The organism is Methanobacterium sp. BAmetb5, from assembly GCF_003491305.1.
Classification (GTDB): domain Archaea; phylum Methanobacteriota; class Methanobacteria; order Methanobacteriales; family Methanobacteriaceae; genus Methanobacterium.
On sequence record NZ_CP022706.1, the window covers coordinates 982,501 to 995,000 of the forward strand.

15 protein-coding genes (2 of these 15 only partly in view) are annotated in these 12,500 nt (G+C 40.6%); 7 read left to right on the top strand and 8 right to left on the bottom strand.

All coding sequences use genetic code 11. The features are described 5' to 3' along the window. Nucleotides 1-2,694, bottom strand: the 5' portion of a protein-coding gene (locus tag CIT02_RS04760; RefSeq protein WP_292615039.1) for a PAS domain S-box protein. Its footprint begins 1,713 nt before the window's first position; the window shows 2,694 of its 4,407 coding nt (coding positions 1-2,694); its start codon is at nucleotides 2,692-2,694; its stop codon lies beyond the left edge, outside the window. A gap of 162 nt (nucleotides 2,695-2,856) precedes the next feature. Between CIT02_RS04760 and CIT02_RS04765 the strand changes: the two genes are divergently transcribed. Further along, nucleotides 2,857-3,372: a hypothetical protein gene (locus CIT02_RS04765; protein ID WP_292614504.1), complete on the top strand. Its 516-nt coding sequence runs from the start codon at nucleotides 2,857-2,859 to the stop codon at nucleotides 3,370-3,372. 146 nt (nucleotides 3,373-3,518) lie between these two features. On the opposite strand, the gene CIT02_RS04770 is transcribed toward CIT02_RS04765, so the two are convergent. Together CIT02_RS04770 and CIT02_RS04775 are read right to left on the bottom strand one after the other, a co-directional pair. Then, the gene (locus CIT02_RS04770; protein WP_292614506.1) at nucleotides 3,519-4,373 is read right to left on the bottom strand and encodes a VWA domain-containing protein; all 855 of its coding nucleotides are present in this window, start codon (nucleotides 4,371-4,373) and stop codon (nucleotides 3,519-3,521) included. A 23-nt stretch (nucleotides 4,374-4,396) separates the two neighbouring features. Then, nucleotides 4,397-5,452, bottom strand: coding sequence for an ATP-binding protein (locus tag CIT02_RS04775; protein WP_394340420.1), 1,056 nt, complete (start codon nucleotides 5,450-5,452; stop codon nucleotides 4,397-4,399). Nucleotides 5,453-5,637: 185 nt separating this feature from the next. Here CIT02_RS04775 and CIT02_RS04780 point away from each other — a divergent pair, with 185 nt between their 5' ends. From CIT02_RS04780 to CIT02_RS04790, 3 genes are all read left to right on the top strand, one after another. Further along, complete coding sequence (locus tag CIT02_RS04780; protein ID WP_292614510.1) at nucleotides 5,638-5,793, top strand: hypothetical protein; 156 nt, start codon at nucleotides 5,638-5,640, stop codon at nucleotides 5,791-5,793. A gap of 20 nt (nucleotides 5,794-5,813) precedes the next feature. Further along, on the top strand, nucleotides 5,814-6,293 hold the full coding sequence (locus tag CIT02_RS04785; RefSeq protein WP_292614512.1) for a hypothetical protein: 480 nt from the start codon (nucleotides 5,814-5,816) through the stop codon (nucleotides 6,291-6,293). A gap of 218 nt (nucleotides 6,294-6,511) precedes the next feature. Further along, nucleotides 6,512-7,213: a DUF116 domain-containing protein gene (locus tag CIT02_RS04790; protein WP_292614514.1), complete on the top strand. Its 702-nt coding sequence runs from the start codon at nucleotides 6,512-6,514 to the stop codon at nucleotides 7,211-7,213. A 162-nt stretch (nucleotides 7,214-7,375) separates the two neighbouring features. On the opposite strand, the gene CIT02_RS04795 is transcribed toward CIT02_RS04790, so the two are convergent. The 5 genes from CIT02_RS04795 to CIT02_RS04815 form a co-directional block, all read right to left on the bottom strand. Then, entirely contained in the window at nucleotides 7,376-8,059 is a 684-nt protein-coding gene (locus CIT02_RS04795; RefSeq protein WP_292614516.1) for a CPBP family intramembrane glutamic endopeptidase, read from the bottom strand. A 152-nt stretch (nucleotides 8,060-8,211) separates the two neighbouring features. Next, entirely contained in the window at nucleotides 8,212-8,409 is a 198-nt protein-coding gene (locus CIT02_RS04800; protein ID WP_292614517.1) for a helix-turn-helix transcriptional regulator, read from the bottom strand. Nucleotides 8,410-8,481: 72 nt separating this feature from the next. Beyond that, the gene (locus tag CIT02_RS04805; RefSeq protein ID WP_292614519.1) at nucleotides 8,482-8,862 is read right to left on the bottom strand and encodes a DUF2178 domain-containing protein; all 381 of its coding nucleotides are present in this window, start codon (nucleotides 8,860-8,862) and stop codon (nucleotides 8,482-8,484) included. Between the two features lie 75 nt (nucleotides 8,863-8,937). After that, a complete protein-coding gene (locus CIT02_RS04810) occupies nucleotides 8,938-9,348 on the bottom strand; it encodes a DUF2178 domain-containing protein (RefSeq protein ID WP_292614521.1) in 411 nt (136 codons plus the stop codon). 428 nt (nucleotides 9,349-9,776) lie between these two features. Next, nucleotides 9,777-10,253 carry a response regulator gene (locus CIT02_RS04815; protein ID WP_292614523.1) on the bottom strand — a complete coding sequence of 159 codons (477 nt, stop codon included), beginning with the start codon at nucleotides 10,251-10,253 and terminating at the stop codon, nucleotides 9,777-9,779. 388 nt (nucleotides 10,254-10,641) lie between these two features. On the opposite strand from CIT02_RS04815, the gene CIT02_RS04820 reads away from it, so the two are divergent. The 3 genes from CIT02_RS04820 to CIT02_RS04830 all read left to right on the top strand — a co-directional run. Then, entirely contained in the window at nucleotides 10,642-11,526 is an 885-nt protein-coding gene (locus CIT02_RS04820) for an alpha/beta hydrolase (RefSeq protein ID WP_292614525.1), read from the top strand. A gap of 101 nt (nucleotides 11,527-11,627) precedes the next feature. Further along, nucleotides 11,628-12,197 carry a flavodoxin family protein gene (locus CIT02_RS04825; RefSeq protein ID WP_048071752.1) on the top strand — a complete coding sequence of 190 codons (570 nt, stop codon included), beginning with the start codon at nucleotides 11,628-11,630 and terminating at the stop codon, nucleotides 12,195-12,197. A gap of 63 nt (nucleotides 12,198-12,260) precedes the next feature. Next, on the top strand, nucleotides 12,261-12,500 hold the 5' portion of the coding sequence (locus CIT02_RS04830; protein WP_292614529.1) for a class I SAM-dependent methyltransferase. It continues 504 nt past the right edge of the window; only the first 240 of its 744 coding nucleotides appear in the window; it begins with the start codon at nucleotides 12,261-12,263; its stop codon lies beyond the right edge, outside the window.

Consider the following 12,500-nt stretch of genomic DNA (forward strand, 5'->3'; position numbering starts at 1 on the left):
GAACTTATAAAGAGGGGCATGACCTTCAGGGTAACCCTTTTTAAGGGGATGTTCTGCCTGAAAATCATTCACAATGATGGGTTTTCTTTGGCGTACTGCTTCACCCCAAATACCAGTTTTTTCCAGTTTATAAACCATAGGTTCATCAGTAATACTGCACTCTTTCATCACCCCCTTGGACCATGTATTAAGAATTAACTCCTTTTTATCTTCAAAGTAGTGGAATATATATCCTATTTTACTCCCAGTTAATCCAATGGCCTCTTCAAGAGCATAATCCAGGAAATCCTGAACTGATTCAGCCCGATACTGGAGTATCCTTACTAAACTTCTTAAACGATTTTGATTCTTCTCCAGTTCTTCCTCATACTGCTTTACCTCGGTCATATCATCATAAACTGCCACTATATCGCCAGATGGTAGTTTGTATATGTAATTTTCCCTCCAGCCCCGGATTCGTTCATCCTTATAAATGGAAACTGGATGTTTTTCTGGTTTTCCTGTCTTCCAAACCCTCTGCAATACTTCAAATAATCCAAATTCCTTAACTGCCGGAAAAATCTCAGTTACTCTACGGCCAATAACATCTCCCCTTTTGATATCTTCAATATCTTCGGCAGCATTATTGAAATCTTTAAAAACAAAGTTTGAACCATTGTCAATGGCATCGTAGACCGCCACTGCACTTTTAATATTATCAAATATGGCCCGGTATTTACTTTCAGAACTTGCCAAATTCTTCTCAGCCAGTATAACTTCAGTTATATCTTGATTTACACCCCTGGTTCCTATTTTATGATCATTTTCATCCAGTAAGACTCTAATTCGCACTATTATGTATCTTTTCTCCCCATCGGCACGTATTATGCTGTGTTGGATGGTGCTGGAAAAATTAGGGTCATCAGTTTCCAGGGCCTTAGCCACTTCCTCTTCCACCAACCCTCGTTCCTCCGGAGGTACGAAACGTTCCCCATATTCCTGGGAGGACATTTTATAACCTCCTTCTTTCTGTGCACTGGTACCATAAAGGGAATAAAACCGATCATCAAAAGTGAACAAGTCACTCTCTGTATCATATTCCCAGTAAACCAGTTTGGCCATACCCATACCCATCATCAAACGTTCTTCACTCTCTTTGAGTCTGATTTCCACCATTTTTTGATGAGTTATATCCACCAAAATAGTTAATACTGCTGGTTTACTCCCGTAAATGATTTTACCTGCAGAAAGAACAACATAACGAGTTTTTCCCAATTTAGTAATAAACCTAACTTCATATTTTTTAGGGACCCTTTCTCCTCTTAACCCAGCAGCACCCCTGCTTTTTAACAACTCATGGTCATCCGGATGGAAGAATTCCCAAAAATTCCTGCTGTAAAATTCTTCTTTACTGTATCCACTTATTTTTGCAGCAAATTCATTGACATACACTATTTTATCATCCTGGTAAACGACAATAGCCACGGGGGCATTATCAGATAAGACACGGAACTTTTCTTCACTCTCCTTCAAGGCTAATTCAGTCATTTTACGGGGTGTGATATCTTCCAATGTTTCCAAAGCCCCAATGATGGTACCTTCCGAATCTTTGAGAGGTGCCGCAGCAAAATGTAACCATTTCCCAGTTTCTCCCAGGGACGGGAAGAAGTCTTCAACTTCAAAGACTCCTTTTAAATGATCCGACTTAACATATTTACCAGAATACCATTTATCCCGTGTTAAAACATCCGATTCCAATATTATATCCGCTAAACAGGGCCTTTTTTCATCATAAAAAGCTTTCCAGTGATTACGAGTTCCCATAATTTCTTCAGAGGGAATTCCACTGTAATCCGCCATGGCCTGATTCCAGTGGATAACTTGGTGATTTTTATCAATAACAAATTGTAAGACTGGAGAACTTTCAATGATGTCATTTAATTGAATTTTACTATCTTTAAGTTGTTTTTCAACTTTTTTATGATGAGTGATGTCGGTAAAAATGGTAAATGAACCATCGAAACTTCCCGGGTCATCTTCTAAGGGGGTGACTGCCACCAGGGTGAAAACCTCTGAACCATCTTTGTGTCTGAGGCGTAGCTCGTAATTCTTTGAACCTCCTTCCATACTAGTTTTCATCTGTTTTTCATAAACCGGGATATCTTCGTCAAACATGAAAGTGGTCACTGGTTTTCCCAGAATTTCTCGGGCATTGTATCCCAAAATTTCCGCCATTTTTGGGTTAACATAGTTTATATTAAAATTAGCATCTGTACCCCATATCCCCTCATTAGCAGCCTCAACTATAGATTTATAACGTTTTTCACTTTTTTTTAACTTTTTTTCCATCTTATTTTTATAAAGAGCGAGCTCAATAGCATGTTTAAGTTCAAAAGGATCATAAGGTTTAATTAAATAACCATAAGGAGTTATACGTTTAGCTTTTTGTACTGTTGCATCTTCAGAATGAGCTGTTAAAAAAATTAGGGGTATGTCCAGTTTTTTAATTTGTGTTGCTGCTTCAATACCATCTATCTCCCCTTTCAATACTATATCCATCAAAATAAGGTCTGGCATTTCCTTTTTTGCAATTTTTACAGCCTCTTCTCCGCGAGAAGCAGTGAAAGGAACAGCATAGCCAAAAGATTTTAAGGTACGCTTAATATCCATGGATTCTATGGCATCGTCCTCCACCAGGAGAATTTTCTCTTTCACCAAGTAAAGCACCCCTCTCAGTAATTCTCAATCTATTACACCTAGTACGGGTAATACTATGTTGATTCTTTTATTTTATTTTATGTAGCATCAATTAACCCCAAGAATGGTGCATCCTAAAAGTATTTCCCTCATATAATACAAATATATACAAGTGATAATATGGAAAGGCAAAACCTGATTTTAGCGGCTGTGGTTATATTAGTGGTAGTATTGGCCTTTGTTTTTGCTATGAGCCTATATGGAAATAACAGTTTCCAGAAGGGCCAGATGAGCTTTCAATATCCTAATGCATGGGCACAAGATCATGTTATAGGGAACTTCAGTCAGAACACCATCTACTCCGAAGTTACATTAAAATATACCACAGGAGTGACTGGCCAGGATGCTTCTGCTTTCATAATAGTCAGTATGCAGCCCAAACCCCAGGGTTTAATCAGTGCACCCAATGCCACCTCTCTAATCACCAACACCAGCAATTCATCAGCAGTCAACGTAGGGGTTTCCAACCTCGCTGCCATCCAGATGGGAAGTTACAGCCAGAACACAGCCCAAAAAACAACCATCATTGAAAAAAATAATTACTACTACACCATTGAATACATTTGCAGCCCTATTACCCTGAACCAGACAGAAGAAGCTTATAAACAGATTTTACAGACATTAAAAATAGTTTAAACCTGCTTCTTTTTTTAATTTTTTTTTAATTTTTTATTAGGTCACCTTAAAAAATGATTTAAAAAAATCTTTAATAGGGCGACCGCTGAATAGGATAGAATAAAAAAAATGTCAATAAAAGATATTTAAATCGGATTGCACCGGATCTAAAGATTTTCCCGCTCGTATTCCAGTAACTTGGCCATGGCTCCGGCAGGATCTTTTAAATCTTCCAGGTCGTAGTAGCGTCCCCCAGCAGCCAGGGCCAGTTCCATGTTCACTTCATGACCGTAGCGCACCGACCTTTCAAAGTTTATGATCACGGTGTGTATTTCTTTTTCCTTGATTTTCTCGGCGATATTAAGGGCGTCCTTCATGGGACCCTCTTCCAGGGCCACATTGGGCATGCCATCCGAGAGTACCAGTAAGAAGGGAACAAATTCCGCCTTTAATTTCTCCTTCTCCAGAATCTCCAGGCCCTTCTGCATCCCGGCAGCCAGGGGGGTGGTTCCACCAACCCGGATGTTATCCACCTGTTCCCGGAAAGAAGTGGCCCGCCCAGTGGTAGGAATGATTACCTCTGCTTTTTCCCCTTTAAATCCCACCACACTTATACGGTCGTGGTGCCGGTTAACATCCTCAATTACACTGTTTAAAATTCCCTTCAATTTATTGGCCTTTCGGTCAGAGAACATGGACCCACTGATATCCACCACCATGGCAATGGATGCTTTGGCACCGTGTTTACGGATTTTATGGCGCAAATCCTCACTTTTGACCTTAATTTCGCCATTTGAACTCATTGCCGCCGCCCGCAATGTAGCGTCAATGGCAATATCTCCAGAAGAGTCTTTAGGAAGTTTGCTTTTTATGTAACGGCCTTTTTGAGTCTTGGAATCCATCCGTTTACCATAAATGCGCTGTTTCTTTTTCCCCTTAGTTTTCAGGAGTTTTTTAACATCCACTTCTTCTTCCTGGGATTCCACCTTCTCCTCTTCTTTTTTCAGGGTTTTAAGCTTCATACCCCTCTTTTTCTGTTCAATTTCTACTGGTTCTGGGACTTTTTTTTATCATCCCCAGTTTCATCACGTGAAACTTCATTCACCGCGTTATTTATTTGTTTTTTGATTTTTTCTTCATCCAGTGACTTTTTATGGAATCTTTCACCTAAAACCAGGGCAGCTGCCTCTTCCACATCTATTGGTTCCACTTCCTGGTGTTTGTAGTATGCAGCTAAGGTTTTTGAAGTCTTTAAAATGGCGATATCTGCCCGGTGCCCATCTACACCTATATCAACGCATAGCTGGGCTATTACCTTCATCATCTCTGGTGAAACCTGGACTTGGGGGAGGAGTGTGCGGGCTTCAATAATGTTTTCCAGTATCTGGTCCTGGTATTCCTTAAATTCTTCCCGGAAGGCATGGGGATCCTTTTCAAAGGCCTCCCTTCTTTCCATGATCTTCACCCGGTCCTCAATATCCATTATACTCTGCACTGAGATCTGCAGGCCTATCCTGTCTGATAACTGCGGCCGGAGCTCCCCTTCAGCCGGGTTCATGGTTCCCACCAGTATGAAGTTGGAAGGATGTACCAGTGAAATTCCTTCACGTTCTACAGTATTTATTCCATAAGCCGCAGCATCCAGGAGAACATCAACAAGATTATCATCCAGAAGATTTATTTCATCAACATATAAGATGTTACGATTAGCATCGGCCAATATACCAGGTTCCAGTGCTTTCATACCCTCTTTAAGTGCTTTTTCAATGTTAATAGATCCAACAACCCGGTCTTCTGTGGCTCCCAGTGGCAGTTCAACCACCCGCATTTTCTTTTCTTCCACCTGTATTTCTGATTCCTCTCGGCAGGAATCACAGAAAGAAGCCGGATCATCCGGATCACAGTTAAAGGGACATCCCTTAATAACCTGCAGTGGAGGTAAAAGATCAGCCAGGGCTCGCACTGCCGTGGTCTTCCCGGTTCCCTTATCCCCCTTGATCAGGACCCCCCCAATGGATGGATTGATCGCATTCAATACCAGGGCTTTTTTAACTTTTTCTTGACCTACAATAGCCGAAAATGGAAAAATCAGGTTTTTCAATAGTCTCACCGTCGCGCTAGAAATATAAATTCTGCTAATTAAGTTTTATGAGTTATTTGAAGTGTTTTAAGTGTTATTACTATATGATTTATAGAATAAAAATATGCCCCTGGACTGGTTGGAGTGATTTTCCACCCAAAAAAACTAATATCAGGGAATCATATAAACATGGGTGGTGATATGCAATGTGCACTGTAGGCGGCCCCATGGCTGACATTAAAATGAAAAAGCTTAAAACCAAGAGATATCGTTGCCTGGACTGTGATAATGAATTTAATGGGATTGGACGAAGAGTAGTGTGTCCTTCCTGCCAGTCAGACAATGTGGCAGAACTGGAATAAACGCAAGCAGAGTATTATACATGGACCAGGAAATCCCCCTTCAAGCCCATGAAATTATTTTTTTGAAGGGAAAATCAGGGATGGTGGGAGTAGCCAAGTTCGCCCACCAGGGACACATATTTATGGGAACTCCCGATAACGAGGAAATCGTCCTGTTCATGGAACCAGAGGATATTATCGCAGTTTCAGCCCTGGACTCTACTTCAAAGAGTAAAGAAGGGATTAAGTCACTGATTTTTTTATTAAGGGAAATAGGGACTCCACTAGTGGTTTTACCCTCCGATCATCCCACCTCCCGGAGACTACCTCTGGTGGCCAGTTGCGGGGAAAAAGTGCGCCTGGATTGTAACATCACCCCCGGGACCCACCCTGAACAAGACATACTGTGTGCCTGTGACGATCTTTCTGGAGTTGAAATATCCGCAATAAAAGGGGGTTTAGAGATTAAAGGCCCATTAAAAGAGTTCAATATTGAAAAATTCCCCGGAGAAACATCCTAGTTTTAAGCTATGAAAAATTAGGGATTACTTAATAAGCAGTTTATATATAGGATGATAAATAAATGATAATTACTTAAATTTTTTCGATTTACCATATTTTTTCAGGTATGATACTAAAAAAATTCTCCAATTAAAGATATGTTCCTATAACCAATGAGGTTATGTACGATTCTTTAAAGCCTAAATAAAAAGCCTAATATGAATATTAGAGGATAAAAATGACCATTTCCGCATTTTACCAAATTTTTGGCCAGGTAGTTTTAGTAGCCGGAATCCTGCTCCTAATCCTATTATCAGTCACCCTTATACTGGGCCGAATACTTATTGAAAAGGACCGTCTTGTTTTCCCCAAACTACTTCTTTTCACCATGGATGTTTTCTACGGACTCTTCAAGAAATTTTCAGAGAGCGTAGGGGTAAACGCTAAAATTGTAGATAACATAGGTGTAGAAGTTCGAAACAAAGTTAATGAAAAGCATTTTAAAAAGATAGACCCCAAGGACACCATCCTGGTTTTACCACACTGCCTCCGGCACCTGGAATGCGAGGCAAAACTGGAAACATCCGGCCTGGTGTGCAAAAACTGTAAACGCTGCGTGATCGGTGTTTTGAAGGATAAAGGGGAAAAAATGGGTTTCCGTGTTTTTATAATCCCTGGTTCAACCTTCCTCAAGAAAATAGTGGAACAGAACAAGTTCAAGGCAGTTATAGGGGTGGCCTGCTTCCAGGACCTCAATCTGGCAATGATGAACCTCTCCAATTTCCCATGCCAGGGAGTACCCCTCCTGCGGGATGGATGTGTTAACACCAAAGTGGACACTCGTGCGGTATTGGAAAAAATGGGGGTTAAACTTAAGGAAGCCAAGAAACTGACACCAGATAACTCATGTAATCCTGAACCCAACCGCAGGATCTTGTAAACCCTTTTTTAAATACATCAAGCTAAACTTTTTTTTACATATTTTTAAATCTGACTCTCTAAATCTACCGCTTTAAAGTTACCTCCTTTAAAGCTACCTTCTGGCGAATAAGTTACAATTCCAAAGTTACTTCACAAGTTACAATTCCCAGTATAAAATCCATTAAGGTGCAAAGACATTCCAGAGACCATGGAACAATATTGAAGCATATGATTTACCAGTTTTAAGACGTAAATATCCGACTATCAACCCTAAAACCAATCCAATTCCCAATTTTGAAACCATTATCCAGGGGATATTAGTGGGGGCCAGTGGATGAAGGATTAAAACATCCAGATATCCCAGGTGCCATACCATGAAAAGTAAAGTCACTGTACCAAGGGTCAGAGTAGGGGAATGGACCATTCCCGAGGATTGTGATATCTTACCCCAGATATAACCCCTGAAGAGGAGCTCTTCAAACAGGGGTGTGATGAGACCAAACACCAGGCCCAGGATAAGGATCTGGAGCTCCCACCCAAAGGTGTAGGGAATGATTATCAAGGTTATCAGGACCAGTAAGGCCAACCCATAGAAAATCCGGGTTCGCAGAACCATATCATCCTGATTTAAACCGATATCTTTTAATGAGGGCCTGAAATATAAAAGAAGGATTATTCCCACAAGCAGGTAATCCAGTCCATTGATCATCTGGAAGAGGGTAATGTTATCCCCGGGATTAACCACCCACCACAGACTTCCAAAGATAGCCGCCCGGAACAATTGTATCAAAGCCAAGGCCACGACAATCTTCAGGACCAGTTTTAAATAGTCATTCCTATCTTTATACGAGTTGAAAAGTTTCATTTAAGCTCCTGTTATCCCGATTATTATCCTTTAAATTATTTTTATCCACAAGGTATATTTTGGTAATACTTTTGTAATATTATTGTGAATTTATTATTTTTTATAACCATTCCCCGCAATTTATTCTTTGTATTGCCCTTCCCTTTGCAGTTTTATTCATCCTTGTAGATGAAAAGATCCTCAATCTGGACTTTAAAGTGTCGGGCTATTTTAAAGGCCAGATTGAGTGAAGGATCGTACTTATTTTTTTCAATGGCAATGATGGTCTGACGGGTGACTCCCAGTGCCTGAGCCAGGTCCTCCTGGGTTATTTCATTCATGGCCCGGTAAACCTTCAATTTGTTTTCCATAACATCACAAACCAGTACTGTTTTTTATCAAATCGCTATTAAATGACCATAAATAAGTCATAAAAAGCTATTTTAACCATATTTTTTATTGTAATACCAGTAGGTTCCAGTATAGAGGATAACCAGCAATCCCGATGCATCACACAGGGTGATCCCGGCCTGGGTGTACTGGGGGAAAACATTCTTCAGTGCCAGTACAACTATGCCCACAGCGGTTATCACCACGAGAAACAGGATCATGGCCATCCGGGACGCATCACCTGCAATTACCTTTGTTCTCTCATCTTCAGTTACTTCATCCAGTTTTCTGCGCAGGAAAATGGATAACACTATTCCCAGACCAAAAGATAGTCCTGCCAGTACCAGACTCCCCAGGGAGACACCCAGGGCAACTGTGGAGGCCACGAAAATGATGATCAGCACACGGAAAAACTGGTAATTTTTTCGGTTCATAAATTCACTCCGGTTTTATAACCTTTAAATTCATTTTTCATTTATTTCACTCAGCAAACTTTGCATATCTCCATTTTAATACTTTCGAGTGTAGTACCATCGTGCAAAGGCATATAACGCCAGGGCAAAGATGAGTGATAAAAATAGAGCGTATCCCACCACGGTGTACTGGGGATAAACATTTCTCATGGTGACAATTATCACCGCAATGTACAACATCACCGCTAAATAGACCCCCATGGTCATGTTGGATGCCCTTTCATTGATCATCTGTGTTCTCTCATCATCCACTATAGCTGCATCTTTCCCCTGAAATATCTCTTTCATATTGTTCCTATTGGAATAGGCCACGGGAATAATGACTACCAGTATTAAAAGAGCAGCAACAACCAGGTAAATGTTAGCTAATATCATTCCGGAAAACCATAAAACAGTTCCCAGTCCGGAAGCTGCAGTTAAGATTATTCGTATAGTTTTAAGATTCATAACTTACACCTCATGTAAAGTAAACTATACATTATGTTATATAAACTTTACTAAAAGTAATGAGTGGTTTACATATGTAGGGAAGTATAGGGATAAAAAGAAAAGTATTCACTTAGAAAATCCATTTTCAAAACAGTTTGGCAGAAAAATTATTTTTAGCAACAATTAAAGAAAAATAAAGAATTTAACAGCTCTAAAAACAGATAATAAATTTCTAAAAATCTTTACTTTAAAAATATTCCAAACTAGTAGGGATAATATTTAAAACTAGTAGGGCTTATTCTGGAAAGAAATAATATTGATTTAAAAGATTAGGAAAAACGGATAAAAAAAAGGATAAGGAAAAAGGATAAGGAAAAAGGATAAGGAAAAAATTAGAAAAAGATATAGAAGTAAAAATTGATTGAGAAAAAATATAAAAGTAAAATCTATTCCGGTTTACTTAATTCATTTAAAATCTCCGTGGAAACACGTAGGAACTTTTCTACCAGTTTACGATACTTTTCTTCGCTGGCCTTTAATTTTTTTTCCATTTCATGCTTGTACAGGGCCATTTCCATGGCACTCTGGATCTCACGATCCTCAAATGGTTTTAGCACGTAACCAAAGGGTTCAGTTACCTTGGCCCTTTGCAGTGTTTTTTCATCAGAATAGGCAGTTAAATATATAATAGGGATATCGTACAACTCACGTATCTCCTGGGCAGCATCAATTCCATCCATCTCTCCCTTGAGAACAATATCCATCAGAATCAGTTTGGGTCTCAGTTCCCCGGCCCTCTGGATGGCTTCCTCTCCCGTGTCAAAAATCCCCAGAACCTCATATCCCATACTCTCCAGTCGATTTTTAACATCAGCAGCAACGATAATCTCGTCTTCCACTAGCATAATAGTTATATCAGTCATAACGTTCCCTCTTAAGACAACACCATTCATTACTGTTCATAATTGGTGTCAGGGTATTTCTTTGTGCTTTGTTTATATTATTAATCCATGAATTATATTAATTATTCGTTGTTGAGAATTATTCTTATGTTCGGTTAGTATGTTCCTGGATTTACTTAATATTGTGAACGAATTCTGGTGAATATTAATACAACGAAAATTAAATTCAAAGTTATATTTGTCAATCCTATAAATTATTAATTTCGATTAATACCGGGGCAATAAATTTTCAAGAGAATGCATACTATCCAACCCCTCATCTGGACACAAAAAACCAGTGCCAAGGGTTAATGGCTAGACTAAGAAAAATTTCACATCCTTTAAACTTTAGAGGGCAAGGTTTTGAAAGATGAACCAAAACGTTGACGACCTGCTTAAAATCATTGGAAAACAGTTCAACCCCACGAAAGGTGGACTGGATAATAATACAGAACACTTTAATGAATTTTTTTTATCTTTCAGTTCCCATGGCCCCCTAAAAATCACTTCAGAACCAGATGCTCCCGTCCCTTCCTACTGGATGGTGACCCCCCATAGCAGCACTCGAAAGGTTGTTCTGTTCCTTCACGGTGGAGTGCTCAACCGGGGATCCACCCGTGGACATCAGGATCTCTGCCAGAGAATATCCAAATACACTGGTTTTTCCATTTTCAGTGTTGATTACCACCTACCACCAGGTCACCCCTTCCCGGGAGCGGTAAAAGATAGCGTTGAATCCTATCTCTGGCTGCGCGATGAAGGTTTCAAGGCCCATGAACTGGTTATTGCCGGAATATCATCGGGAGGTACCCTGGCCCTGTCCACCCTGCTTGCCCTGAAAGAGATGGGGGAAGAATTACCACTGGGAGGGGTCTGCATGTCCCCGGTGGTGGATTTTAAGTTCCCGATAGTTTACAATCACCTGAAAGATGTAAAAGACTGGATCAACTACTCCACACTGGAAGATATGCGGGATAGGTACCTGCAGGGACAAAACACTTCCAATGGGCTGGTTTCACCTATATATGGAGACCTGGAGGGACTGCCACCATTATTGATCCAGGCCGGGAGTCGTGAACTCCTTCTCTGCGATATAAATCGTTTCCGGGATGTGGCAGTTAAGAAAGAGGTGGAAGTAGACATGGAAGTGTGGCAGGGCATGTTTCATGCCTGGCAACTGTTTTACTCCCACTTGAGAGAAAGTGAAGGATCTTTACGGAGTGTGGGGGAATTTGTAAAGGGTTTGATCAAATAGATGGTGAACTAAAAAATAATTCATCCTAATAAATGTAAAACCATACCATAATAAATAAAATAATAAAAAATCTAAAAAGAATGTCTCTGGAGGTTTAAACCATGAAAAAAGTCCTCATGTTATGTGCCAGTCCCCGGAAAGAAAGTAACACCATGCAGGTCCTGGAAGAATGTGCCCGGACCATTGAAGAAAGTGGCCTGGAGGCAGAAATTGTTTCCCTGCGCCAGATGAAAATACGTTCCTGCATTGCCTGTGGAAAGTGTGCCCAACTGCACCAGTGCGCCCTTAAAGACGGGCTCAACGATATTATCGAAAAGTTAAAGGTAGCTGATGGTTTCATCATTGGTTCCCCGGTGTACTTTGGAACGGCCCGTGGTGATTTGATGTCTGCCCTGCAGAGAATTGGAATGGTCAGCATGAACTCGGGAAACTTCCTGTCCTGGAAGGTGGGAGGTCCCATAGCTGTGGCCCGTAGGGGTGGTCACACCGCCACAATACAGGAGATGCTCATGTTCTTCTTCATCAACGACATGATCGTTCCCGGAAGCACCTACTGGAACATGGTCTTCGCCCACCAGCCTGGTGAGGCTGAAGAAGACACGGAAGGAATCCAGACTGCAGTGCGTTTTGCAGATAATGTGGCCCAGCTCATATTGAAAATAAAAGGATAGATAAATGGCATAAAGCCATTTAAACCTTGATAATCCTGAAAATAGGTTAGAGGAATACCTAAAATGTCGGAACAGGAACTTTATCGTAAGTTTGCCCTTTACTACGATCTCATCTACCAGTGGATGGACTACCCTGGTGAGGTAGAATTCATTAAACAGATGGTGGAACTTCACCAGCAATCCCCAGGAAATGACCTTCTGGATGTAGCCTGTGGTACGGGTAACCATGCTCAGTACCTCACCGACTCCTTCAACGTGGTGGGACTGGATATTAATCGGGAGATGATGGATATAGCCCGGGAA

Coding starts and splice junctions, on each gene's coding strand:
- CIT02_RS04765 (WP_292614504.1), top strand. CDS start 2,857: ATGGAAAGGCAAAACCTGATTTTAGCGGCTGTGGTTATATTAGTGGTA.
- CIT02_RS04770 (WP_292614506.1), bottom strand. CDS start 4,373: ATGAAGCTTAAAACCCTGAAAAAAGAAGAGGAGAAGGTGGAATCCCAG.
- CIT02_RS04780 (WP_292614510.1), top strand. CDS start 5,638: ATGTGCACTGTAGGCGGCCCCATGGCTGACATTAAAATGAAAAAGCTT.
- CIT02_RS04785 (WP_292614512.1), top strand. CDS start 5,814: ATGGACCAGGAAATCCCCCTTCAAGCCCATGAAATTATTTTTTTGAAG.
- CIT02_RS04790 (WP_292614514.1), top strand. CDS start 6,512: ATGACCATTTCCGCATTTTACCAAATTTTTGGCCAGGTAGTTTTAGTA.
- CIT02_RS04795 (WP_292614516.1), bottom strand. CDS start 8,059: ATGAAACTTTTCAACTCGTATAAAGATAGGAATGACTATTTAAAACTG.
- CIT02_RS04800 (WP_292614517.1), bottom strand. CDS start 8,409: ATGGAAAACAAATTGAAGGTTTACCGGGCCATGAATGAAATAACCCAG.
- CIT02_RS04805 (WP_292614519.1), bottom strand. CDS start 8,862: ATGAACCGAAAAAATTACCAGTTTTTCCGTGTGCTGATCATCATTTTC.
- CIT02_RS04810 (WP_292614521.1), bottom strand. CDS start 9,348: ATGAATCTTAAAACTATACGAATAATCTTAACTGCAGCTTCCGGACTG.
- CIT02_RS04815 (WP_292614523.1), bottom strand. CDS start 10,253: ATGACTGATATAACTATTATGCTAGTGGAAGACGAGATTATCGTTGCT.
- CIT02_RS04820 (WP_292614525.1), top strand. CDS start 10,642: ATGAACCAAAACGTTGACGACCTGCTTAAAATCATTGGAAAACAGTTC.
- CIT02_RS04825 (WP_048071752.1), top strand. CDS start 11,628: ATGAAAAAAGTCCTCATGTTATGTGCCAGTCCCCGGAAAGAAAGTAAC.